Source organism: Alteromonas sp. G4i35 (assembly GCF_054960375.1).
Window position 1 is genome coordinate 68661 of record NZ_JBHNZD010000024.1, and the last position, 24490, is coordinate 93150.

Here is a 24490-nt window from a genome sequence, read left to right on the forward strand (position 1 = left end):
TGGCTTAATCAGCCAGCGCGCTCGCCGCGGCCACTTTGGTCGGGCTAATTTCTTCGCTTGGATAGCAGCCCAATACTTTGATGTAGCGGGTAATACCACGCAATGCATCAAGGGCATTTTGTACAGGGCCATCTTCTACATTGCCTTCTACATCAATGTAGAACATCTCTTCCCATGGATTGCCTGGAATAGGACGCGATTCAAGCTTCGTCATATTGATGCTGTTCTCTCGTAGCACCAACAAGGCCTCTACAAGTGCACCTGGCTTTTGGATGGTAGACATAACAAGTGTTGTTTTAGCAGGAACTTGAAGTGGAACCACTACTGGGTTGCGCGCAACAACGATAAAACGGCTATGGTTTTCTTTTTGGTTTGCTAAGTTACTCTTTATTGCCATTAGGCCGTACAAGTTACCACCCGCTTCGCTGCCTATTGCGGCTACGTCATCGCGTTTAAGCTCACTAACTGTCAACATGGCAGACGAGGTGCTGTCCATGGTTTTCACTTCTACGTTCCCTAGTTCTGCTAAGAAATGGCTACACTGAGTGAACACTTGAGGGTGAGCGTAAAGCGTTTTGATTTTATCGATACTGGTGTTGGTTCCCACTAACAATGTATGGCGGATAGGGTGGGTGAGTTCACCAATAATACTAAGTTGGGTATGCTGTAGTTGGTCATACACTTCATTGATACTGCCAGACGTCGTGTTCTCAATAGGCAATACCGCGTAATCGGCTTCAGTACTTTCAACTTTGTAAATAATTTCAGCAAAGCTCTGACAGCCAATTTCCAGCAATTCGCCTGGGCGACGAGAGAAGTACTTTTGAGTTGCTAGATAAGAGTAAGAGCCCTTGTCGCCCAAGAATGCCACTCGGTTTAAGGGCAATGTACTGCCAGGGTTAGCGCGTTCAGCAAGCATAGCCTGCTGGTTTAAAACAGAGTCTTCAATAATAACGTGGAAAATTTGTGTCACATAATGAGGGTCTAAGCCGATGTTTTGGCCTTCTTTTATTAGGCGCACCAATAGCTGTTCTTCTCGCTTTTGATCTCTCACAGGAATGTGATGCTTTATTTTCGTCTCAGCCACTTCGTTGGTTAGCTTTCTGCGTTCTGAGAGTAAAGTAAGTAATTCACTGTCTAAAGCGGTAATCCGCTCTCTAACAGTATCTAATGCATTGTCTGACATATCATTCCCGTGCGTATCGTATAAGAAAATTCTGCTAAAAAAAAACCTCCCAGTTGGGAGGTTTTCATGCATGTAGCCGCGCCTCCCTAGTTAAAGGATATAAACGCAAAAAAGAAAAGTGCTACGTGCATAGTATTCTGTTTCATAGGTTTGAATGTATGTTGAACGCCTATGTGTGTCAACCCATTTTTACAAATTGAATAGTTGTTTTTAATGTGGAGGACTTGAAAAAGTAATTAAAATGCGCTTTTGGCTTTATAAAAAGCCAAACGGTTAGGGCATGAAGCGTTGGCAGGTGCCGTAAATATACACCTGCCGGTGGGTAATTTGAGAACGCCGTTAAATATTTTTGCGCTTAGTTACCTAATAGTGCTGAAAGCATTTGTCTTACTTCGTTGGGCTCAAAAGGCTTATCGCATAGCGCGTTCACACCTGTTTGCTGAATATTAGCCATATGTGCACTGTCAGCTGACTCTGACGTTACCATGATAATCGGTATATGTGTGGTTTCTGGATTAAAGCGGATAAATTCCGATAGTTCCCTGCCATCCATTTCGGGCATATTGTAGTCGGTAACCACGAGGTCAAAAGGTTCATCTTTTATATAAGTTAGCGCCATTGCGCCATTCTCTGCTTCTTTTATGCGTTGAAGCCCCATGCCTTCTAGTACCCGTCGAATATGATTACGCGCTAATTTACTGTCATCAACAAGTAGTACGCGAACATCGTGTACGTCAAATAGTTCTAATTCTAGTTCATCGTGATTGATTAAATCTAAGCTTGCGTTTAACGCACGAGACAAATGAAGGGGTTCAAATGGTTTAGGAAGAATTGCCGCAACACCCGCCTGCTTAAACTCTTCTAGTTTGCTCAAACGATTTTCACTGGAAACCAACATGAAGGGAATTGTTTTAAATGCGTCGTCTTCTTTGATGAATTTAAGTAGTTCTAGTGCGGTTCCATCTTCGTAGTACATCGCGCTTACGATTAGGTCAGCACCGTGCGCTTTTACCGCTGAACGAGCTTCGGAAAGGGTACTGACGGGGTCAATTTCCTTTACGTGTTCTTTTAACAACAAAGTGGTGATGATCTTTCTTTGTGTGTCAGAAGGCTCAACTAAAATAATGTGTAGATCAGAAATTGACAGCTTTTCCATTTCAGACTCTTTTTGTTATATGTTTATGAAAAAGTGAGAGCTCGCTAGCTGGCTAGCGTTACATTAGCCCCCAGCAAGCTTAACTTTATACCCTTTATCGGTAAGTAGTGTGCGGAGCTTTTCCCTGTCATCAGTTTGTACTTCAATGACACCGTCTTTCACTGCGCCGCCGCAACCACATTTTTTCTTTAGCTCAGAGCCTAGCTTTTTCAGCTCATCAGACGCGAGGTCTAATCCCTTAATCAGAGACACCCCTTTTCCTTTGCGACCTTTAGTTTCCCTGTGAATACGAACAACGCCGTCAGAAGACACCGAACGCGCTTGCTCTTTTGGCTCAGGCTTTATTTTGCCACTTTCAGTACTATAGACCAAAAGGGCGTCTTGCCAGTCTTGCATACATACCTCAATAAATTGCGTCTTTCCATCTAAATGGCGATAAAAAAAGCATTACCATACGAAAGTTTAAGATGACTTTCATGGCGATGTGTAAAAGTTCAACTAGTATAAGAATAGCAAAGTTAAAAGCATGTGATGAAGCATTTCTGCTTACATTTTTAAGGAGCGAATATGGAAATAACGTCGAGCTATCAAAATCAAGGGAAAGTACTAGTGGTAGATGTAGGCACTAAGTTTGACTTTAGTAAGGTAGAAGACTTCAGAAACGCCTATGGCGAACTGGGCGCCGATGTCTCTCACATCACCGTAGATTTATCGCGTACTGAATACATGGATAGCTCTGCCTTAGGTATGTTGTTAAACATGCAAAAGACACTCGCTGAAAGAGAATTAACCTACAGTATCGAAAATGCCCGTCCTCAGGTTGCTAAAATCCTGAAAATATCTCGATTCGATAAAAAGTTCGACATTAAGTAAGAAAAGCAAGTCGCTAAATTAACATTTTATCGAAGAGACATACGTGAAGATCCTCATTGTTGACGACGAGGCTATCAACCGTACATTGCTTACTAACATGCTTTATAACGCAGGTTATAAAGAGTGTATCGAAGCGGTGGATGGTGTTGAAGCTATCAAAAAATTTACGCACGAAAAACCCGACTTGGTTTTGTTGGATGTTGTGATGCCTGGGCTCAGTGGTTTTGACGTTGCACCCAAAATACGCAAGCTTGCGAAAGGGCCGTATCTACCTATTCTTTTTATCACCGCTTTAGAAGATAAAGAAAGTTTAGTGAGGTGTCTGGAAGTTGGCGGGAACGACTTTGCCACAAAGCCCTTCGACCGACACATTCTAATTGCCAAAATTCGAGCCCACTTAAAAATACGTGCTTTGAGTGAACACATAGAACAGCAAAATAAAGCACTTCGTTTATTCAATCAAAGAGTGGCGAGAGAGCACGCCATCGTGGAGCATATTTTTAGCCACGCTATTGTCAATCGACCCGAGGTAATGGCGCATTTCGACTGCTTCCTAAAGCCAGCTGAAACCTTTAATGGCGATCTCTTTCTATGCGAATCAAGCCCTAGTGGTGGTATTTATTTTGTGGTGGGAGATTTTACAGGCCATGGTTTGGCGTCTGCAATTGGTGCGTTGCCTGTAACCCGAGCCTTTCAGGAACTCAGCCAGCAAGGGGTATCTATTTCTGAGATTATTTCAGAATTAAATCGAATTTTAATTAAGTTTCTACCAAGTGACATGTTTATGGCCGCAGTGGTGGGCGAAATTAATGCGGGGGGCAATAGAATAAACTTATGGCAAGGTGGAATGCCGGCTGTCATTGTTCCTGCGAAAACTGATTTAGCATTGCGCTGCATTCCCTCACGTCACATGGCATTAGGGATCCTAGACGAGCATGAACTCAACACCGATTGCGATACCATTCAATTAGGATGCAATGAACAGCTTGTAATTTGTAGCGACGGGCTAATTGAGAGTACTAATCAAGAGGGAGAAATGCTTCTTGAGGAAGGCTTGGTAAGAATAGTAAAAGAGCAAATGCAGACGCATGGGAAAATAGAATCCAATTCACTTTTTCTTAAGGCGAAAGAGCATTGCGCAGCCTCTTCATTTCACGATGATGTCACGCTAGTCGTGTTTACCTCTCAACCCATTAAAACGCCCGTATCACCAAAGATGGATTTTGGATTGCCATCGGTGCATGAAGTTGCGCTTGACGCACAACATTTGAAACAGCCTGACATTCTTCAACGCGTGCTACAGCTTGCGGGGCAATGTGAGGGCATTCAAGCGGTGCGTTCGATAATTTATACCGTGTTGTCGGAACTGTTTAATAATGCGTTAGAGCATGGGATCTTGAAACTCGACTCAAAACTCAAAGCTGATAGTACAGGGTTCCATCAATATTACGAAAACCGCGAGGCTTCACTAAAAGCGCTTAGTCACGGGCGAATTAATATTAGGATAGAGTCTTTACCCCTTAAAGGTAAGGTGCTGATAGCGGTTGAAGATAGTGGTGAAGGCTTTGAGTGGAACAAGGCAAGTACGGTAGGCCGGCGTCATTCCGTTCATGACGAAAGCTTTGGGCGTGGGCTCCCTTTGCTTCACGCGCTGTGCGAACGAGTGTGGTTCGAAAATGGCGGGAGTAAAGTGATTTGCTTACTTGATACTAAAATTTAGGCGCCTTTAGAAAATATCTTTACGAGCAAAATGTTCATATTCATGTTTCTCTGAAGGCTTTTAAACTCTCACTTTACAGCTCTAGTCGCTGAGTACAGTTTACATAGACTTGCTTGCTTAGTCATCGCTGTAAATCTGTCCATCTAATCCAGCAATTAATCGAATTTAGCTTTTACCGAGTAAAAGTTTTATCGATACTCAAATTCCATTAACCGCGGGCGTTTCTGCGGTGACACAAGAAGTAGGGCCCCATGCTGAAATCATTTCTTAAACTTTTCGAAGACACGCATAAGCGCACAGAGCCAACGTATACCGTTGAATTGGCGACTGCTGCATTACTTAGTGAAATTGTAAACGCTGATAATGAAGTAACGGATAGCGAGAGATGTGAATACGAGAAACAGCTCAGAAAGCATGTAAACATAGATGAGGAAGCGATGTCGTTGTTGCTTGAAAGAGGGCAAGAGACGGCTGACGATTCAATTGACTTAGTGCGTTTTACTCAAGTACTAAATAAACACTGCAGCGCTGATGAGAAAAGAGATGTGATAAAGAGCCTCTGGGCTATTGCATACGCGGATGAATCTTTAGCGCCTCTTGAAGAGAGTACTATTCGTCAAATAGCTGATTTATTGTACGTTCCCCATAGCCAATACATTAAAACTAAACTTGAAGTAGTTGAAAGAACATAGCGTTCATCATCACTCAGTTAGTCTTTTTTGTCTTAGCTAAAAAAATGGATTCAAATTTAGCGACCTGTACCTTACTATTGTGAACAAATAATAATAAAAGCTTAGCGGTGACAGTGCTGTTTCAGAGCCTATGGCATCACTTGCTTACAACAGCTTGCAGTACTGAAGTAAGGGTAGTTGAGTGTTTAGAACGTTGAAAATCCCAATTGGGCTTGTCATTGCATTGACGATGTCGGTGCTGGCGCTCTCTGTGGTAATTGTTAATAAATTAGAACACAACGCGTCTGTGGTGGATGTGGTTAAAGGCAATACCGCGACGTTAAGTAACGCTTTGTCGCTGCAGTTATTGGTTGTCATGGAGCGAAGTCCCGGTGATAACGCATTATTTTCCTCTCTTTTTCAACCGATAAAAGAACACGATAATCTTATTTCCGCCACGCTATATGACAACGACTATCAAGTCATTTCCACCATTCAACCTGATTCCTTAAGCCAGCTTTCCAATCAATCTGTTCCTCTTGATCCTGCAGAAATTCCATTTGGTGTTACGCAATACGACAATGTTATCACTGCCCATCAAATTGTAGGTAGTAGCCTATACCCACTTGGACATGTTGTTCTTTATGTGGATATTGAAGACACCATGGCGGCAAGTTCAGCCCGCCAGCTCATTAAGCAAGTGCCTATCGTTATCGCGGTTTGGCTGCTTTGCACTGGCACTTGTGTCTTTATTTTATACCGTTTGATTTCTCCTATTGGGTCGCTGAGGCAGTTTACTCAAGAAGTATTTGAGTCAAAAGACTATGCGCTGCGCAGTTCACTTAATACATCTAATGAAATTGGACAGTTATCGAATAACATTAATAGTTTATTGGATACCATTGAAGTTGAGTTACTTATCAACTTTGAGCAAAAGCAAACATTGGTTGATCAACAAGAAACCATGTCTCGTCTGGCAAACTTCGATAGTTTAACCGGTCTTCCCAATCGACAGTTTGTTCTCGATAACTTAAGACTTGAGCTAGCCAGAGCCAAAAGAAATGATGAAGACTTACTGCTCCTGTTTTTTGATTTAGATGGGTTTAAGGGCATCAATGATTCTTTAGGACATGAAACCGGGGATCTCATTCTCATAGAGGTTGCTGACAGAGTTCAGTGTTTGCTGCGCGACGGCGATTTATTCGCGCGACTGGGAGGGGATGAGTTCTTAGTACTGCCCGATAGAGATGTGACTACTGACCAAGCGCAAAGCTTGGCAACGCGACTTATTACCGCATTTGATGAGCCTTTTGAACTGCGTGGCTTATCACTAACGGTAGGTTTAAGCGTTGGAATTGCTACGGCTTCCGATGCGGGCTACGACCTAAGCGAACTGATGAGCAATGCAGACCTTGCAATGTATCGCTCAAAAGCGCGAGGGCGGGGCAGCTACACACTGTTTACACCTGATATGGTTGAGTCGCATAAGCGTAAACTCCACTTAGCTAACGGTATTGAGCAAGGAATCAGCAACGATGAGTTTGTTGTTTATTACCAGGTTAAAGTTAACAACGAAGGGAATGTAATCGGCGTAGAAGCGCTTATTCGTTGGCAACATCCTGAATTTGGCTTGGTCATGCCGAACGAGTTTATCCCCATTGCTGAGCAGGGCGGTAAGATCACTGCAATTACCCGTTGGGTAATTAAGCGCGTTTGTATTGATATGCCAGATTTAAAACAATGGGCCACGTCTCCGTTTAGAGCCTCAATCAATTTATCTGGACATGATTTGCGAAGCTCGCAGCTGTTTGACTACATCTACAATACTTTCAAGCTCTATGACATCAACCCAGAAAACATTGAATTTGAAGTGACAGAAAGTGCGTATCTAGAAAACTTTACTCTTTCAAACAAGTTCTTCAGACGCATCGGAAATATGGGGTGCGCCATAGCTCTAGATGATTTTGGAACGGGTTACTCCTCGTTAAGTTACCTGACGCAAATCAATATCGACACGCTAAAAGTTGACCGACAGTTTGTAATGGAAATTCAAACTTCAGAACGAAGCCGTCTTGTGACTGGGGCAATTATTGATTTGGCGAAAAGACTGTCACTCTCGGTATGTGCTGAGGGCATAGAAAACCTTGAACAGTGGAATTATCTTAGAGAGCATGGATGTGACAATGTGCAAGGATTTATGTTTAGCAAGCCCATCCCCTTATCGGAGCTCACTTGCTCTCCCTCCCATTACAGCGATAGTAGTTTCTCTGTATAGCAAGGTATCGATAAAACCACTTTGACATACAGTGTTTCAAAGTGGTGTTTCTTTTTTGCAACATTTAACCTGTATGCTGAGTGGTTGATAGTACACTTATTTGCATATGCTGCTGTTTTTAATGTGCTTTTTCTTTTTGGTCTGAAAATCGCATAAGCAGTTTGAATGCAATTATGATAGTGGTTAATTGAAGACTAGTGGTAGTATCCATGAGCTTTAATAGCAGCATAACCTGATAACACAGGGCTGGTATCAAAGCGGATTGAGAAGGATTTTAAAAGCGTTTAGCGGAGGATTCATGATGAAACGTCTCGAAAAAGTTTTCTTAGCACTTTGTGCTGTTGCTGCAGTACAAGCCATTTCAGTAGCGGACGCGTACGCAAGTCCAGCGCGTTCGTTGATGCAGGAATTAGACACAGATAAAGATGGTCTGATATCACTTAAAGAAGCGGTTCGACACACAGGTCTACTGCGTAACTTTGGGCTGATTGATGACAACGAAGATGGCAAACTTTCCGAAGCCGAATTGGCAAAAAGCAAGTTGACGCCAGGCAATGAAAAGCTCACAGCAAGTGAGTAGATAAAATAATATATTTAAGAGGGTAAGGTTCTGATAAACAAGGTTTCGTTTGGTGAACGCTTGGTACAACTTGGTTCACTAAGGCAGTTGACGCTAGGTAGTTTTGTACTGGCCCTTATCCCTCTTATAGCCTTACTTTGGCAAAGTCAAAGCGACTTAGCCAAAGTGGGTCAAATGACAACACTTGAAACACGGTTTGTTGTCGATGTTGTTAGCGACATGCAAAGACTCGATAACGCGGTCGTTGACGTAGAGCGCAGCATTCGCCAATTTGCTGTGTTGAGAAATGAAAGGGTGGCCTCTCTTTCTGATAACGCCATCGATCAATTTGCCGTGGCCGCTGACAATCTATGTCAGGCTCTCTCGGTACCAACTACCTGCACACGACTTTCAGAACAGCTAAATCAATTAGCCGAATATCGAGCGATTGAAGACCAGCTTTTACTTAATGCATACCTTGCGTCAGTGGGCGATAGCGTCGACCAGCTTCGCGACGATGTAGAAGCCGCTATTACTGAACGTGTCAAAGTCCAGCAAGATGATTTAAATGCCATGCAAGCAAAACAAGCTTGGTCTACAGCTATGCTTGTAAGCGTTTCGTTATTGCTAATACTGATGGGGAGTCAACTTATTGTGAACCCCGTTAACAACTTAAAAAAGATTATAAGGATCATGGCCCACAGCGATGGTCAGCTTCCACCCCTTTCAAGACAAGCGCCAAAAGAACTGATTGATGTAGAGAAAGATTTACATTGGCTTTATGATCGACTACAGCAGTTGGAGCATATTAGAACCGCCTTGCTGCGACACGCTGCTCACGAGCTCAAAACTCCGCTTGCTAGCATTAAAGAAGGCTGCAGCTTGTTGTCTGAAAACGTGGTGGGCGAGTTGAATAACAGTCAACGCGAAGTACTTTCGCTACTTACAGCTAGCACGCAAAGGCTCAACACGCTGGTGGAAAAGTTGCTCGACTACAACCTGCTGTTGCAACAAGCTCAGCCAAAAATGGTACAAAGTGACGTTAGTAAGTTAGTTTCTGCTTGTTTAGAAGATTACGCGCTCGCCATTCAGGATAGAGAAGTGGAAGTAAAGATAACTGCGTCCGAGGTGCGTATAGACGAGGAGCTGTTTAGAAGAATACTTGATAACTTGGTGTCCAATGCAGTCGCGCATGGCGCAGTGGGAAGACCGATAAATATTAGCCTTTATAACGAAAACGATAATCTTGTACTGGATGTTGCCAATCGCGGTAAGCGTATTGCTCCAGAGTCAGTACATACTTTATTTGAACCTTTTATCCGAGGAACCGAGCCGAGAAACGACAATGTCATTGGGACGGGTTTAGGGTTATCAATTGTTGCCGATTGCGCTCGACTGATGCATGGTGATGTGCGTGTTGTAGATGTAGACTATGCCGATGTTTGCTTTAGAGTGACCATTGGGCAACAGGAAAAATAAAATGAGAATAAGTGGTTTAATTGTCGCCTTACTGGTGCTGACAGGATGTCAGAGTTTAACCAGAAACAACGACAACGCAGGTGAGCCAGAAAAGGTGACGCCTGTAGCTAAAATAGAACGTGGCCTTTGTTTATTTGTTGAGCCTCCACAGGGGTTCGAGCACAATTGCGATGCAACCTATTGGCTTAACGCGTGGATTGACGCGGCCAACCAACCTTGGTTAGAGCGTAAGCAAGCATTAAAAGCGTTAGGTGATACAGCATCTGACACGCTTCACGCCTACGTTTTAACACTACCAACAGATACACCTTATCAAGACAGGTTGCGCGCGCAGCTTGCGTTAAATGATATTGCTGGAACATTTACACCCACTGCGCAAGAAGTGGTGACTGTTATTGCTGCGTCGCACAACAATCAGATTATGCAGCTTGAATCTGCCATGGTGGTGTTGGAGCAAGAAAATACTTCTCGTGGCGAGAAAGTAAAAGCACTTGAAATTGAAGCAGTTAACCTGCGCAAAAAACTAGAAGAATTGTTGCAGATTGAAGCAACACTGATGGATAAAAACAGGAGTACACAACAGTGAGCGAAAAGGCGAGTAGCAACCCTAACTTATTGTTGGTAGATGACGATAAGAGCTTATTGCGCTTATTAACCATTCGTCTGGAAGGCGAAGGTTATGAGGTGACCGCAGTGGAAGACGGTCAATCAGCGTTAAGAAAGCTTCAAAACGACAACTACGATGTAGTATTGAGTGACTTGCGTATGCCGGGCTTAGATGGTCTGAGTTTGTTTGAAGAGATTATGGGAATTAGAAAAGATATTCCTGTAATTCTGATGACGGCTCACGGCACCATTGCTGATGCGGTAGCAGCCACTCAGCGTGGTGTATTTGGGTTTTTGCCTAAACCTGTCGATCACGATGAATTACGCGCGCTGCTGCAAAAAGCACTTAGCCAGTCTCAAGCTGCTCAGCCTGGGGATTGGGCAAAGGACATCATTACCCGTTCTCCAGAAATGCTAAATGTACTAGACCAGGCGTTCCGCATAGCTCAGCGTGAAGTGTCTGTGCTTATTAGCGGCGCGAGCGGTACAGGTAAAGAGTTACTTGCTAATGCCATTCATAAAGCCAGTAACCGCAGCGACAAACCATTTGTGGCTATTAACTGTGGAGCATTACCTGAAAACTTGCTTGAGTCTGAGCTATTTGGTCATGCCAAAGGTGCGTTTACCGGTGCTGTAGCTGCTCACCCTGGTCTGTTTAGAGAAGCCGACGGTGGTACCTTGTTCTTGGATGAGATTGGCGATATGCCGATGACGCTGCAGGTAAAACTGCTGCGTGCATTACAAGAGCGTCAAATTCGTCCAGTAGGTAGTAGCAAGCACGTAGATATCGATGTGCGTATCATTTCTGCAACGCACAAAGACTTGCACAAAGAAATGGAAGAAGGCACCTTCCGCGAAGATTTATATTACCGTCTCAACGTGGTGAACCTAAAACTTCCGTCGCTAAAATCGCGAAGTGAAGATATTCCACTTCTGGCTCGCTCGCTGCTGCAGCAAAGCGCACAGCGTCATGGAGTGAATGTAAGCCAATTTTCTGATGACGCGATGCAACAGCTGGTAACCTCATCTTGGCCAGGTAACGTACGTCAGCTTGTGAATGTGGTCGAGCAGTGTGTTGCGTTAACGCAAACGCCTGTTATTCCGCTTCACTTAGTAGAGCAAGCCTTGTCTGCCACTAAGCAAAGCTGGCCAACGCTTACAGAAGCGCGCGATGCCTTTGAACAGCAATACTTGCACAAGCTTCTTAAAATGACCGACGGCAACGTAACGCGCGCGGCAGAGCTTGCTGGTAGAAATAGAACTGATATGCACAAGCTTATGAAAAAGCACGAGCTAGACGCAGCTGATTTCAGATAGACATAGTCGAGCTTAGAGAGTTATTAAACGCATCACTTTTTAGTGATGCGTTTTTGTTTTGCGATACGAAAAGCGTAGGGCTGGAGTTATGCTGGAAGGTGCTCTGAAAAAATAATGGTTTCAACTGTGCGGGCGTGGTTTTTTAAGCTTTCTATCTCAACATCTAAAAAGTCACGTGGTTCATCAAACAGTAGGCATAACGTACCCAATTCATAGCCATCTTTATTGCGCAAGATAGCACCTGCGTAAGCTCTTATGAAAGGGCTGCCAGTAACCAGCGGGTTATTAGCGAATAGCTTATCGGCTTTAGCGTCGGGAACAATCAAGTATTCTTCTTCGGCTATCGCGTAGGTGCAAAACGAGATATTACGCGGTGTTTCGGTAGCATCCATACACTGGCGGGACTTAAACCATTGGCGATCTTCTGCAACAAGGCTTACCAAGCAGGTTTTAGCATTAAATTCTTCTTGTACAGCTTTGGTGAGCTCGTCAAGTTGTTCGCTTGGGGAAGTATCTAAAATATCTAGCGATTCAAGCGCAGCAATACGCGCTTTCTCATATTCATGGTTCATTGAGGCTATTTCACGGTAAATAATGGTGTAGTACCAAAATAGATAAGAGCAGTAGTTTACCGCTGAATTAGAAAAACGCTATCTATTAAAAAATATTGATAGGCTCAATGTCAGTTGCTCGTCATCAAAACAGTGAATTCTGCTCTGGTTGAGTTTTAATAGACAGGTTATTTAGCGCGAGTGATGGAGTAGTGTTGTTATACAAATCGATAAACTGCTGCGCTAACCAGGGAGCATCTTTGTTGTCGGGGCGGTGACAAAAAAAGTAAACGTCTTTTCCTTCACTTTGCCAAATCTTCACTTTTTTCACCCAAGGCAATAAACAGCGTTGGTTGTCATCATCAACATCATTGCCTACAAAGCGCACAATGGGAGTATGGCCTGTAGCAATAACATTTACTGGTACACGAGGCTTTTTCTCTCGCACTTCCTCTAGCATCGCACGTCTATTTGTTCCCCCTGCGTCTAAAGAGCCAGTGAAAAGCGCTCGGGTGTCCATAATGATTCTGTTCGCATTGTGGCGGATCAAAAGTTGATTAAGCGCCTTTTCCTCGTCACCCTTAGCGAAAAATGCCAGGTGGCGCACTTCAACCGCTACGTTTATTTCTTGAGGTAATGCCGCTAAAAAGGTATCCAAAATGGATAGCTTTTCTGGCCCAAAAGTAGCGGGCAGTTGCAGCATCATGACTCCTAGCTTTTCTTTTAACGGGCTTAATAAAGCAAGCTGTTGGGCAACCTCTTCATCACAATGCTGTAATTGATGTACATGAGTAATGTTTTGGTGAAACTTGAAAGTAAACCTGAAGTGGTCGGGTGTTGAATCGCACCATCTCGCAACAGCGTCTTGGTGGGGAAGAGAGTAAAATGTGGTATTCCCTTCAACCGTATTACACTCCTTGGCATACAGCGACAATCCATTATCAGACTTGGGATAATTAGCAAACCACGTGCTTGGCCAATGGCTGTGTTGCCACATTGGCAATCCAATATAGAGATTTCCTTGTGATATGGCTGATTTGTGCATATTTGTCATTGGGCTTTATCAAGCATTTGTTTATACTATGCGGCCTTTAAATCATTACATTATGCATGTTGTGGGAGGGCCAGTTAATTGGCCAGCAAGTTTACGCGATTTTTGGCAAAGTCTTAAGCCCAAAAGTAAGCGGTTTTGAACGCCAATTCACAGCATGCGAAGCAAGAAAAAACATCAGGGGTCAAGGACCATGCGCACAGATTACTGTGGGAATATCGATTCATCATACATTGGACAAGAAGTTACCCTTTGCGGGTGGGTTAATAAGCGTCGCGATTTAGGCGGTGTAATTTTCATCGACTTACGCGACCGCGAAGGTATCGTACAAGTGGTGTTCGACCCAGATTTACCAGACGTGCTATCGGTAGCTAACACGTTGCGTAGCGAATTCTGTGTAAAGCTAACGGGTAAAGTGCGTGCGCGCCCTGAAGGTCAAGTAAATAAAGACATGCGCACAGGTGAGATTGAGATCCTGGGCACAGGCCTTGAAGTGATCAACAAGTCTGACGTGCTTCCACTGGACTGGAACCAAGAAAACTCAGAAGAACAGCGCCTTCGCTATCGTTATCTAGATCTTCGCCGTCCTGTAATGAGCCAGCGTTTACAATTCCGTGCAAAAGTAACCGGTGCTGTACGTCGCTTCCTAGAAGAAGAAGGTTTCCTTGATATTGAAACCCCTATTCTTACTAAGGCAACGCCAGAAGGTGCACGTGACTACCTAGTGCCAAGCCGCACGCACAAAGGTGAGTTCTTTGCACTTCCGCAATCGCCACAGCTTTTCAAACAGCTTCTGATGATGTCGGGCATGGACCGTTACTATCAAATTGTTAAGTGCTTCCGCGACGAAGACTTACGTGCCGACCGTCAGCCAGAATTTACCCAAATCGATATTGAGACCACGTTCTTAGATGCCGATGGCGTAATGTCTATTACCGAGCGTATGATCCGCGACTTGTTCAACAAAATGCTAAACGTTGACCTTGGCGACTTCCCGCGCATGACGTACAAAGAAGCCATGACGCGCTTTGGTAGCGACAAGCCAGACCTACGTAACCCGTTAGAGTTAACAGACGTTGCCGACTTGCTTGCTAACGTTGACTTTAAAGTATTCAGCGGCCCGGCAAACGACCCTAAAGGTCGCGTAGCAGCTATTCGCGTACCGGGCGGTGCTTCACTTTCGCGTAAGCAAATAGACGAATACACTAAATTTGTAGGTATTTACGGCGCGAAAGGTCTGGCTTGGATTAAAGTTAACGATGCTGGTGCAGGTCTTGAAGGTCTACAGTCGCCAATCCTTAAATTCCTATCGGAAGACATCACTAACGCCATGCTAGAGCGCACTGGCGCACAAAGTGGCGATATTCTATTGTTTGGTGCAGACAGCTACACTGTGGTTACCGAAGCGATGGGCGCACTTCGTCTTAAGCTTGGTGAAGACTTTGAGCTTCTTGAAGGCGAGTGGAAGCCACTTTGGGTTGTTGACTTCCCAATGTTTGAAGAGTTTGACGGTCAGCTTCACGCTATTCACCACCCGTTTACCGCGCCACGTGGTTTAACGCCAGAAGAACTTAAAGCTAACCCAGCTGAAGCCTTATCTGACGCTTACGATATGGTATTGAACGGTGTTGAATTAGGCGGTGGTTCTGTACGTATTCACAATGAAGACATGCAGTCTACGGTATTCAACATTCTTGGCATTGACGATGAAGAAGCGAAGAACAAGTTTGGCTTCTTGCTAGACGCACTGCGCTTTGGTGCGCCGCCGCATGCAGGTCTTGCGTTTGGTCTAGACCGTCTGGTAATGCTTATGACTGGCGCGACGTCTATTCGTGATGTTATGGCATTCCCTAAAACGACCACAGCGGCATGTCCGTTAACATCGGCGCCTAGCCCTGCGAACCCACAGCAGCTTGAAGAGCTCGCTATTGCAACGGTGAAAAAGCAATCGTAATTTATGGCGTATAAGAAGCCTGAATCTGCACTGGTAGTGTTGTACGACCAACACTACCGAGTGCTGCTTTTGCAACGACAAGACGACCCCACCTTTTGGCAGTCGGTAACCGGCGCGTTAGAAGAGGGGGAGTTACCCTTAGAAACGGCATATCGTGAAGTGTGTGAAGAAATTGGTATCGATGCCAAAGCACACGGCTTTGTGGTTAACGACCACGATAAGCAAAACCAATATGAAATTCGTAGCCGCTGGCTACATCGTTATCCTCCTGGTACTGTGCACAACACAGAACACGTATTTTCCCTTCAAATAAACAGCGATTTACCCATTGTTTTAACAGAGCACTTGCAGTACGAATGGGTCTCGAAAGACGAAGCACTGGCGCGTTTATGGTCTCCCTCTAATAAAGAAGCGGTATCTTTGTTTGTACCGAGTGTGCCTTAATGGTTATACTGGGTATAGATCCAGGTTCTCGGATCACAGGCTACGGTTTAATTGCACGCAAGCAAGGTAAACTGGTGTATGTAGCAAGCGGATGCATTCGCGTTGGAACGGCAGATTTGCCTTCTCGTCTTGCTAATATCTTTACCGGGGTTGGCGATATTATTCGTCAATATAAACCCGACCAGTTTGCTATTGAGCAAGTATTTATGGCGAAAAACCCTGATTCAGCGTTAAAGCTTGGTCAGGCCAGAGGTGCCGCCATTGTGGCAGCCACCCAAGCGCAACTTCCTGTTGCTGAATACAGCGCAAGGCAAATTAAGCAGTCGGTAGTTGGAAAAGGTGGCGCAGATAAAACGCAAGTTCAGCACATGGTAAAACACCTGCTTAGCTTAAGCGGCACTCCCCAGGCCGATGCTGCCGATGCATTAGCCGTTGCCTTGTGTCACGCACACACTGAACAGAGCCTGATAAACATGGCAGGGCAAGCCCGAAAAACCGTTCGTGGTCGTTTGCGCTAATACTGCTCGAAGCTCACGCTTTTACAGAGATAATTCATGATTGGACGAATTCGCGGTACGTTGGCTGAGAAACAGCCTCCAGAAATTCTTGTAGATGTAGCCGGTGTTGGCTACGAAATTCACATGCCTATGACCAGTTTCTACCAGCTTCCCGCGGTGGGTGAAGAAGTGGTGGTGTACACACACTTTGTGGTTCGTGAAGACGCCCAATTGCTGTTTGGTTTTGCTGATAAAATGGAAAGAGGGCTTTTCCGAGAATTGATCAAAGCCAATGGTGTAGGTCCAAAGTTAGGCCTTGCTATTTTATCTGGAATGTCGGCAAGCCAGTTCTTGGCAAGTGTACAAAATGAAGATGTTTCTGCACTCGTCAGCTTACCGGGTATAGGTAAGAAAACCGCAGAGCGTTTGGTGGTAGAGCTTAAAGACCGCCTAGCAAAATTTGGTAAGGCGCAGAGTATTGCTGTACCGCCCCCAAGTGGCGACTTGCTATCCACCAACACTATTGTTGCTGTAAACGACGCTCGGGAAGAAGCGCAAAGCGCGCTTATTGCACTGGGCTATAAACCTGCTCAAGCGAGCAAGCTAGTCGACAGCGTATATAAAGAGGGCATGGAAAGTGAGGCCCTTATTCGCGAATCATTAAAAGCGGCCATATAATGGCGCTCAACGAAGACAGCGGTTCTTAGTCTGCCTGTCTTCACGTCACCGTTTAAAGTAGAACTATCATGATTGAAGCCGACAGACTGATTACGCCTGAAGCCAGCACCGAAGACGAGGTCATCGACCGCGCCATTCGCCCTAAAATGCTGGAAGACTATACGGGGCAGCCTCACGTATGTGAGCAAATGGAAATTTTTATTCAAGCTGCGCGTAATCGCGACGATGCGCTAGACCATCTACTTATTTTCGGTCCGCCAGGACTGGGTAAAACCACGCTTGCGAACATTGTGGCAAATGAAATGGGCGTGAACATTAAAACCACGTCAGGCCCTGTGCTTGAGAAAGCTGGCGACTTGGCTGCACTGCTTACCAACCTTGAGCGCAATGATGTATTGTTCATAGACGAAATACATCGCTTAAGCCCAGTGGTAGAGGAAATTCTTTATCCTGCCATGGAAGACTATCAGCTTGATATTATGATAGGCGAGGGGCCTGCCGCCCGTTCAATTAAGCTAGACCTTCCTCCTTTTACGCTGGTAGGTGCTACCACCCGCGCAGGCTCGCTAACGTCGCCATTACGCGATCGTTTCGGCATTGTTCAACGATTAGAGTTTTACAACGTAAAAGACCTTACCAGTATTGTGGCAAGAAGCGCGAGCTATCTGAATTTAGACATGAACGATGAAGGTGCGCAAGAAGTGGCTCGTCGTTCGCGTGGCACACCGCGTATTGCTAATCGTTTGTTACGCCGTGTTCGAGACTACGCAGAAATTAAAGCAGACGGCACGGTGGGAGCCGATACGGCAGCGAAGGCACTGGATATGCTTGACGTTGATAAAGAAGGTTTCGATTACATGGATCGTAAATTGCTTACTGCTATTATCGAAAAGTTTGATGGTGGGCCAGTAGGCTTAGACAATTTGGCAGCAGCCATTGGTGAAGAGAAAGAAACCATAGAAGACGTGATTGAACCCTTCCTTATTCAACAGGGCTTTTTACAGCGCACGCCTCGAGGCCGTATTGTGTCTCAGCGCGCTTATCTTCATTTTGGCTTCGCTCCGTCTGAATAATTTACCGTCCCTTTGTAAGAAGGTACAGATTCGTTTTAAAGGCCTAGCAGGATTGCTGGGCTTTTTTTGGCAACACAGAAAATACAGAAGCCGTTTCAAACGCTACAAGTAAATGCTCGTATGGGGGAAGCTTTAAGTTCAGAGCATTGAGATTGGATGGCGAATTACTGCATAGCGCAAGTTAAGCATGGGCCGCCAATATTTCTTTTTGTACAGATGCTAAATTACAAGCAAAAAAAAGCCCGCTCATTGAGCGGGCTAAAACAACAAGTGTTGAAGGAAATAAATCCAGGGAACTCATGTCTAACAGGAGAATAACTCTTGCATGACCGTGCTAAGCACCATCACGCTCTGTACGACTGATGCTGTGCATTATAGGGAGAGCAGAAAAAACTACAATTGAGTAAAATTGTTGTTTTGAATTAGAAAAACTAATGTGTTAACTGGGTGTTTAATATTGGTTTACTTTTGATTAAATGTTAGCTTTGGTGGGGCTTGTGGAGTGTTTTTGTTCTGCATTTTGTCGCGCTAATTAGTTATTTTAACTCCGCTTTGGATTATTAAATTTTTGGGTGAAGGAATAGTTATGCATTTACATCAGGTAAGAGTGTATTACGAAGATACCGATGCAGGCGGTATCGTCTATTATGCGAATTACCTAAAGTTTATGGAGCGAGCCCGTACAGAGTGGCTTCGCGAGCTAGGTTTTGAACAAGACACGCTGATGGAACAATCCATCGCTTTCGTCGTCAAACACGTTGAAATGCATAACTATGCGCCTGCACGGTTCAATCAACTGTTGAGTATTGAAACTCGCGTTGTAGAATTGAAAGGCGCTAGTATGACGTTTCAACAAATTATTAAAAATGAACAAGGCGTTACATTGGTATCGGGAGATATCAAGGTTGCCTGCGTCGATTTGGCCGTTATGAAGCCAAAAAGATTACCACGTACTTTGTTAGGGGAAATTTCGCGTGTCATCTGATCTCACTTTTATTGGCTTGTTTTTACAAGCGAGTTTTATTGTTCAACTAGTTATGCTTTTGTTGCTAAGCGTGTCGATAGCGTCGTGGACGTTTATCTTCCAACGCAGCAAAGCGTTGTCGGCGGCACGCAACGAAATGCGTCAGTTTGAAGATAAGTTCTGGTCAGGCGCTGACCTTAACCGTCTTTATCAAGAGCTTTCTGCCAGAACTAACTTAACAGGCATGGGCAGCATCTTTTGCTCAGGCTTTAAAGAGTTTGTTCGCCTGCGCAAGTCTAACACCGCTACCAACGGCATAGTTGATGGTACATACCGTGCCATGCGCGTTTCTATGTCTCGTCAAGTCGAAGAATTAGAAAGTCGTCTACCCTTTTTAGCCACGGCGGGCTCAATTAGTCCTTACATCGGTCTATTTGGAACTGTGTGGGGGATCATGAATGCCTTCATTGCATTAGGTGAAGTGCAGCAAGCTACCCTTGCTATGGTAGCGCCGGGTATTGCAGAAGCACTTATTGCAACTGCTATCGGCCTGTTTGCTGCTATCCCTGCGGTTATTGCCTACAACCGTTTCAGCCATCAGGTTGAGAAGCTAGAAAATAGCTACGGCAACTTCATGGAAGAGTTCTCTGCAATCCTTCATCGCCAAGCCGTTGCTGCGCAAGCACAACAACAAGCCTAAGCGTTTACATTCCAAACGGAGGACTTGTTATGTATGTAAGAAAACGCCGCAGGCCGGTATCAGAGATAAACGTAGTGCCCTACATCGACGTGATGTTGGTGTTGCTTATTATCTTTATGGTAACGGCGCCGCTTATTTCTCAAGGGGTAAAGGTAGATTTGCCTAAAGCAAGTGCCAACCCGATAGAGCAAGAAGATACACCACCGATTATTGCGTCAGTGGATGTTAAAGGTCGCTACTTCCTTAATGTAGGCGAAGACCAGGAATCGCCAATTAGCGAAGAAGAGCTTGGCGCTATTGTAAAAGCACAATTGACCAAAGAGCCCAATACGCCCGTAGTGGTAAAAGGCGATGGACAAGTAGCGTATAACGAAGTGATACAGCTAATGGTGTTATTACAGCAGGCGGGTGTGCCTTCAGTAGGGTTAATGACGGATCCGGTTGAGTAATATAGATATGTCGAAACCTGAAGTGTCGAAAAGCACGTCAACCGCTAGCCACTCAAACAACGCGAGTAAAGGTGTAAGTGGTGATAAAAAGAACGGCAAAAGTGCCAAGCAAGCCAACAGTATAAGCCCAGAACAAGTAGGCTTGTACAAGTCCATTGGTTTGCATCTTTTTATTGCTGCGCTGTTGCTAATTAGCGTCAGTTTCTCTCCTGACCCGTTGCCAAGTATGCCGTCGAATGCGCCTGTGATAGAAGCGACGTTTATTGATGCGCAAGCGATTGCGGATCAAAAAAGGGAGCAGGCACAAGCTGAAGCTCAAGCAAGAGCCGAAGAGCAAGAAAGGCAAAGAAAAGCAGAAGCCGCGGCAGAGAAAAAACGCCAGCAGCAGCTAGCAGCCAAGCGTGCGAAAGAGAAGCGTGAAGCAGAAGCGGCTGAAGCGAAACGTCAGAAAGACTTGGAGCGCTTAGCTGCGCAGAAGGAACAAGAGCGTAAGGAGCGCGAAGCAAAAGCGAAAGCTGAGGCTGAGCGAAAGAAAAAAGAAGCAGCTGAACGCGCTGAAATGGAAAGGATCATGCAAGAGCAGCTTGCAAAAGAACAAGCTGCTCAGCAAGAACGTAGGCGAAAACAGGTACTTACTGAAGTAGAGCGTTATACTGCGCTTATTCAGCAAACCATTAAGCGCAATTTGTATTCAGACGACAGCTATCAAGGTAAAACTTGTCGCTTGAATATTCGATTAGCGACTACGGGCTTTGTAACGAGTATTCGCGTGCTAGGCGGAAACGACGCGCTTTGCAGAGCAGCTGAAAGCGCAGTTCGAAGAGCCGAAAAGTTACCGGTATCTGATGCGCCAGACGTTTACGAGCAGTTAAAAGACATTACTTTAAAAGTGGAATTATAGTGGTATGAAAAAACTAGGTTTATGGATAGCGCTTATTACGATGGCATTCAGTGCCAAAGTGTTTGCATCCTTAGAAATTGTGATAACCGAGGGCGTAGATAGTGCACGTCCAATCGGGGTTGTGCCATTTAAATGGAAAGGTCAGGGCAGTATGCCTGGCGATATTTCTAAAGTGGTGATGGCCGACTTAATGCGTAGTGGTAAGTTTAATCCGGTATCTGTCGACAAAATGCCACAGTACCCGGAGACAGCGGAACAAGTGTCTTTCACTGCATGGGCAACCTTAGGTGTGGACACGGTTTTAGTAGGAAGTATTGAGCCACAAGGAGGCGACCGTTACCTTGTATCCTATGAGTTGATTGATGTACTTAAAGGGCAAGTTGACAATGGGCAAGCTAAAGTACTCAAAGACGGCAATTTGGTATCGAGTAATGATCACGTACTAGCCGCCCGTCAGGCAGTGATCAACGGCCGAGATTTTCGCCAGTATGCGCATCGAATTAGCGACATTGTGTATGAAAAATTGACCGGTGTTCGCGGTGCATTTTTAACGAAAATTGCTTACGTCATTGTTCGCGACCGTGACACGGTAGAAAAACCTTACCAATTAGTCATTGCAGACTACGATGGTGAGAACGAAACGCGCTTGTTGTCTTCGCCAGAGCCGCTTATGTCGCCAGTGTGGTCGCCTGATGGCGAGAAGCTTGCCTACGTTAGTTTTGAAAATCGTAGACCGCAAATATTCATTCAGAATATCTACACCAGCGAGCGTACGCGCATTACTGATTTCCCTGGAATAAATAGTAGCCCGGTGTTTTCACCAGATGGCAAGCAACTTGCAATGGTTTTATCGAAAGATGGAAACCCTGAACTCTATGTGATGGACTTAGCGACAAAAAATCTTCGCCGAGTAACACGAAATAGAGCGATTGATACGGAGCCCGCGTGGCTACCAGACGGCAGTGGGTTAATATTTAGCTCGGAACGGGGTGGTAAACCCCAGATATATAGCGTAAATTTAAATTCTGGGAAAGTAAGGCGAGTTACCTTTGTAGGTGAACAGAACCTTGGCGGTACGATTTCCCCAGACGGCAAGCAAATGATTATGGTAAACCAAACTAATGGGAACTATCACATTGCTAAGCAGTCTTTGGATGGTGGATCACCTCAAGTACTGACACGGACGTACTTAGATGAATCACCAAGCGTAGCGCCGAATGGAAGCATGATTATATACAGCACCCTTCACGAGGGAACCCAAGTGTTGTCACTGGTTTCTTTAGATGGGCGTTTTAAAGCTAGGTTACCAGCAGCCAATGGGCAAGTTAAATCGCCAAGTTGGTCACCATTTTTGTTCTAACAATTTAACGACTAAACAATAAAATTTAAGGATTAGTAGGATGCAAATGAATAAAGTGATGAAGAGCTTCATTATCGCATTGCCAGTAGTGACAATGATGGCATGTTCTTCAGGCCCTAGCGAAGAAGAATTGGCAGCAGAGCGTAACCGCCTTGCACAAGAACAAGCGGCTGCAGAAGCGGAAGCACGTGAAGCAGAAGCACAGCGCGTTAAAGCAGAAGCTGCACAGCGTATGAAGCGTCAGGAAGAAATGGTTCAGCAAGAAATGGAAGCGCTGAAAAACGAACAAACCGTTTACTTTGACTTTGACCGCTCAAGCATCAAGCCAGAGTTCCAGCGTATTCTAGACAAGCACGCGGCGTTCTTGGTGAAAAACCCAAGCACTAAAGTGACTATTGAAGGTCACACTGACAGCCGTGGTACGCCTGAGTACAACATCGCGCTAGGCGAACGTCGTGCACAGTCAGTTGAAACTTACCTACTTAATGCTGGCGTAAGCAGCAGCCAAGTAACAGTAGTTTCATACGGCGAAGAAAAACCAGCAGTGATGGGGTCTACTGAGTATGCATTTGCTCAAAACCGTCGCGGAGTGGTTGTTTACCGCTAATGACTATTCTAACGAATAAGACATTAAAAATGGGCGTCACTTTATGTGCCGCCCTTGCTGTTTCTACTGCATTTGCGCAAGCGCCTGTGGTAGACGCCAATGGCGGCAGTGAATTAGAGCAGCGTATTGTTGTACTAGAGCGTATTGTTAAGAGCCGAACCGAAATGCAACACAGGCTTCAAACGCAGCTAGACAATATGCAAATGGAAGTCGACCAGCTGCGTGGTGCGGTTGAAGTTAATACCAATGAACTTCAAAAAGTACTTGAGCGTCAACGTGAGCTTTATCTTGAAATAGATAAACGCGTGGAGGCACTTAAGCAAAGCGGCGCGCTACAAGGTAGTGCCATGCCTAGTGCAGGTGTTGATTCGGGCTCTGTGAGCTCTCCAACAGCATCTACACCAACGCAAGCACCGCAAGCAGGTGAAGATGAAGCCTACGAAAATGCGGTGAATTTGATCCTTAAGTCTCGTGAGTACGATAAAGCCATTCCTGCGTTTCAATCGTTCATTTCACGCTTTCCCAACAGTGGTTACGCACCAAATGCGCACTATTGGTTAGGGCAACTGTTGTTTAATAAGCAGCAGTGGAGCGAAGCAAGTGAACAATTTAATATTGTAGCTAATCGCTTTACCGATTCTTCCAAGCGTCCTGATGCCTTATTAAAACTAGGTGTCATTGCTGAGCGAACGGGAGACAGTTCAACAGCACGTCAGCTGTTCCAACAAGTTGTAAATGATTACCCTGATTCTTCGGCAAAACGCCTCGCTGAATCTCGGTTAAATAACTTGTAATGAACAAAGCCTCTTTTAAAGAGGCTTTTTTATGAGTTAGAGAAAAGTTTTTTTCAAAAAATTCCATTTAGAGTGCATAAAACTTCTGCACCAAATTTCACTGTATTTCGTAGAAACCTGACTAAACTCAATTAGTACTGGTATAAATACTCAGCGATTTGTTTTCATTTTGACCGTTTAGTCGTAATTTGACAGAAAAATGAAAATAAAAGGACGTTATGGGTTGCGTCGAATAAAAATCTGAGTATTATATGCCGCCGTTGCCAAGACACAGGCAACAACAGGAAAGAAAGGGTCGTTAGCTCAGTTGGTAGAGCAGTTGACTTTTAATCAATTGGTCGCTGGTTCGAATCCAGCACGACCCACCACTTTCTCTCCTAGCATCAAATGATGGGTCGTTAGCTCAGTTGGTAGAGCAGTTGACTTTTAATCAATTGGTCGCTGGTTCGAATCCAGCACGACCCACCATCATTTGAATTGCGAAACTTATCTGTGTGTCACTTGATGGGTCGTTAGCTCAGTTGGTAGAGCAGTTGACTTTTAATCAATTGGTCGCTGGTTCGAATCCAGCACGACCCACCATCAAGTCTCAAACTCAAATGTTCCTTTTTTAAATAATCTCCTC

Annotated in this window: 25 protein-coding genes and 3 tRNA genes; 23 read left to right on the plus strand and 5 right to left on the minus strand. The window is 44.8% G+C overall.

Annotated features, from left to right (window positions below; genetic code table 11):
* Positions 1-4: 4 nt before the first annotated feature.
* The 3 genes from pheA to yciH form a co-directional block, all read right to left on the minus strand.
* Positions 5-1258, minus strand: coding sequence for a prephenate dehydratase (pheA, locus tag ACFI6L_RS15690; protein ID WP_422389421.1), 1254 nt, complete (start codon positions 1256-1258; stop codon positions 5-7).
* Between the two features lie 283 nt (positions 1259-1541).
* The gene (locus tag ACFI6L_RS15695) at positions 1542-2342 is read right to left on the minus strand and encodes a response regulator (RefSeq protein WP_014948846.1); all 801 of its coding nucleotides are present in this window, start codon (positions 2340-2342) and stop codon (positions 1542-1544) included.
* Between the two features lie 63 nt (positions 2343-2405).
* Positions 2406-2738: a stress response translation initiation inhibitor YciH gene (yciH, locus tag ACFI6L_RS15700; RefSeq protein ID WP_014948847.1), complete on the minus strand. Its 333-nt coding sequence runs from the start codon at positions 2736-2738 to the stop codon at positions 2406-2408.
* 171 nt (positions 2739-2909) lie between these two features.
* Here yciH and ACFI6L_RS15705 point away from each other — a divergent pair, with 171 nt between their 5' ends.
* The 8 genes from ACFI6L_RS15705 to ACFI6L_RS15740 all read left to right on the plus strand — a co-directional run bounded on the left by ACFI6L_RS15705 (position 2910) and on the right by ACFI6L_RS15740 (position 11842).
* Positions 2910-3215 carry an STAS domain-containing protein gene (locus ACFI6L_RS15705; protein WP_014948848.1) on the plus strand — a complete coding sequence of 102 codons (306 nt, stop codon included), beginning with the start codon at positions 2910-2912 and terminating at the stop codon, positions 3213-3215.
* Between the two features lie 43 nt (positions 3216-3258).
* Positions 3259-4935, plus strand: a complete 1677-nt coding sequence (locus ACFI6L_RS15710) for a fused response regulator/phosphatase (RefSeq protein ID WP_049585867.1) — start codon at positions 3259-3261, stop codon at positions 4933-4935.
* Between the two features lie 251 nt (positions 4936-5186).
* Complete coding sequence (locus ACFI6L_RS15715) at positions 5187-5627, plus strand: tellurite resistance TerB family protein (RefSeq protein ID WP_039227287.1); 441 nt, start codon at positions 5187-5189, stop codon at positions 5625-5627.
* A gap of 181 nt (positions 5628-5808) precedes the next feature.
* Positions 5809-7881, plus strand: coding sequence for a putative bifunctional diguanylate cyclase/phosphodiesterase (locus tag ACFI6L_RS15720; RefSeq protein WP_462574393.1), 2073 nt, complete (start codon positions 5809-5811; stop codon positions 7879-7881).
* A gap of 298 nt (positions 7882-8179) precedes the next feature.
* A complete protein-coding gene (locus ACFI6L_RS15725; protein WP_223866688.1) occupies positions 8180-8461 on the plus strand; it encodes an EF-hand domain-containing protein in 282 nt (93 codons plus the stop codon).
* A gap of 60 nt (positions 8462-8521) precedes the next feature.
* On the plus strand, positions 8522-9919 hold the full coding sequence (locus ACFI6L_RS15730) for a sensor histidine kinase (RefSeq protein WP_110287782.1): 1398 nt from the start codon (positions 8522-8524) through the stop codon (positions 9917-9919).
* Between the two features lies 1 nt (position 9920).
* The gene (locus tag ACFI6L_RS15735) at positions 9921-10505 is read left to right on the plus strand and encodes a hypothetical protein (RefSeq protein ID WP_014948856.1); all 585 of its coding nucleotides are present in this window, start codon (positions 9921-9923) and stop codon (positions 10503-10505) included.
* On the plus strand, positions 10502-11842 hold the full coding sequence (locus ACFI6L_RS15740; RefSeq protein ID WP_014948857.1) for a sigma 54-interacting transcriptional regulator: 1341 nt from the start codon (positions 10502-10504) through the stop codon (positions 11840-11842). The genes ACFI6L_RS15735 and ACFI6L_RS15740 overlap by 4 nt, the downstream gene beginning before the upstream one ends.
* Positions 11843-11928: 86 nt before the next feature.
* Here the strand turns inward: ACFI6L_RS15740 and ACFI6L_RS15745 are convergent, their stop codons facing one another.
* Both ACFI6L_RS15745 and ACFI6L_RS15750 read right to left on the minus strand, forming a co-directional pair.
* Positions 11929-12414 carry a GAF domain-containing protein gene (locus tag ACFI6L_RS15745; RefSeq protein ID WP_014976033.1) on the minus strand — a complete coding sequence of 162 codons (486 nt, stop codon included), beginning with the start codon at positions 12412-12414 and terminating at the stop codon, positions 11929-11931.
* Between the two features lie 124 nt (positions 12415-12538).
* Positions 12539-13390 carry a DUF72 domain-containing protein gene (locus tag ACFI6L_RS15750; protein ID WP_014976034.1) on the minus strand — a complete coding sequence of 284 codons (852 nt, stop codon included), beginning with the start codon at positions 13388-13390 and terminating at the stop codon, positions 12539-12541.
* 247 nt (positions 13391-13637) lie between these two features.
* Between ACFI6L_RS15750 and aspS the strand changes: the two genes are divergently transcribed.
* The 15 genes from aspS to ACFI6L_RS15825 all read left to right on the plus strand — a co-directional run bounded on the left by aspS (position 13638) and on the right by ACFI6L_RS15825 (position 24447).
* The gene (gene aspS / locus ACFI6L_RS15755; RefSeq protein ID WP_069943983.1) at positions 13638-15398 is read left to right on the plus strand and encodes an aspartate--tRNA ligase; all 1761 of its coding nucleotides are present in this window, start codon (positions 13638-13640) and stop codon (positions 15396-15398) included.
* A gap of 3 nt (positions 15399-15401) precedes the next feature.
* A complete protein-coding gene (gene nudB / locus ACFI6L_RS15760) occupies positions 15402-15842 on the plus strand; it encodes a dihydroneopterin triphosphate diphosphatase (protein ID WP_014978753.1) in 441 nt (146 codons plus the stop codon).
* Entirely contained in the window at positions 15842-16360 is a 519-nt protein-coding gene (gene ruvC / locus ACFI6L_RS15765; RefSeq protein WP_061485246.1) for a crossover junction endodeoxyribonuclease RuvC, read from the plus strand. Before nudB ends, ruvC begins: the two co-directional genes overlap by 1 nt.
* A 36-nt stretch (positions 16361-16396) precedes the next feature.
* Positions 16397-17017 (plus strand): Holliday junction branch migration protein RuvA, encoded by a 621-nt coding sequence (ruvA, locus tag ACFI6L_RS15770; protein ID WP_014948863.1) that lies wholly within the window; start codon positions 16397-16399, stop codon positions 17015-17017.
* A gap of 68 nt (positions 17018-17085) precedes the next feature.
* Positions 17086-18090 (plus strand): Holliday junction branch migration DNA helicase RuvB, encoded by a 1005-nt coding sequence (gene ruvB / locus ACFI6L_RS15775; RefSeq protein WP_014976035.1) that lies wholly within the window; start codon positions 17086-17088, stop codon positions 18088-18090.
* 586 nt (positions 18091-18676) lie between these two features.
* The gene (gene ybgC / locus ACFI6L_RS15780) at positions 18677-19075 is read left to right on the plus strand and encodes a tol-pal system-associated acyl-CoA thioesterase (protein WP_014948865.1); all 399 of its coding nucleotides are present in this window, start codon (positions 18677-18679) and stop codon (positions 19073-19075) included.
* Positions 19065-19754 (plus strand): protein TolQ, encoded by a 690-nt coding sequence (gene tolQ / locus ACFI6L_RS15785; RefSeq protein ID WP_014948866.1) that lies wholly within the window; start codon positions 19065-19067, stop codon positions 19752-19754. The genes ybgC and tolQ overlap by 11 nt, the downstream gene beginning before the upstream one ends.
* A gap of 29 nt (positions 19755-19783) precedes the next feature.
* Positions 19784-20203 carry a protein TolR gene (gene tolR / locus ACFI6L_RS15790; protein ID WP_014948867.1) on the plus strand — a complete coding sequence of 140 codons (420 nt, stop codon included), beginning with the start codon at positions 19784-19786 and terminating at the stop codon, positions 20201-20203.
* A 7-nt stretch (positions 20204-20210) separates the two neighbouring features.
* Positions 20211-21104: a cell envelope integrity protein TolA gene (gene tolA / locus ACFI6L_RS15795; protein ID WP_462574395.1), complete on the plus strand. Its 894-nt coding sequence runs from the start codon at positions 20211-20213 to the stop codon at positions 21102-21104.
* 4 nt (positions 21105-21108) lie between these two features.
* Positions 21109-22464, plus strand: a complete 1356-nt coding sequence (tolB, locus tag ACFI6L_RS15800) for a Tol-Pal system beta propeller repeat protein TolB (protein WP_014948869.1) — start codon at positions 21109-21111, stop codon at positions 22462-22464.
* A gap of 40 nt (positions 22465-22504) precedes the next feature.
* Positions 22505-23071, plus strand: a complete 567-nt coding sequence (pal, locus tag ACFI6L_RS15805) for a peptidoglycan-associated lipoprotein Pal (protein ID WP_014948870.1) — start codon at positions 22505-22507, stop codon at positions 23069-23071.
* Positions 23071-23865, plus strand: a complete 795-nt coding sequence (gene ybgF / locus ACFI6L_RS15810; RefSeq protein ID WP_014948871.1) for a tol-pal system protein YbgF — start codon at positions 23071-23073, stop codon at positions 23863-23865. Before pal ends, ybgF begins: the two co-directional genes overlap by 1 nt.
* Before the next feature lie 292 nt (positions 23866-24157).
* Positions 24158-24233 (plus strand) — tRNA-Lys (locus ACFI6L_RS15815).
* A 24-nt stretch (positions 24234-24257) separates the two neighbouring features.
* A tRNA-Lys gene (locus ACFI6L_RS15820) sits at positions 24258-24333 on the plus strand.
* A 38-nt stretch (positions 24334-24371) separates the two neighbouring features.
* Positions 24372-24447, plus strand: a tRNA-Lys gene (locus ACFI6L_RS15825).
* Positions 24448-24490: the final 43 nt, after the last annotated feature.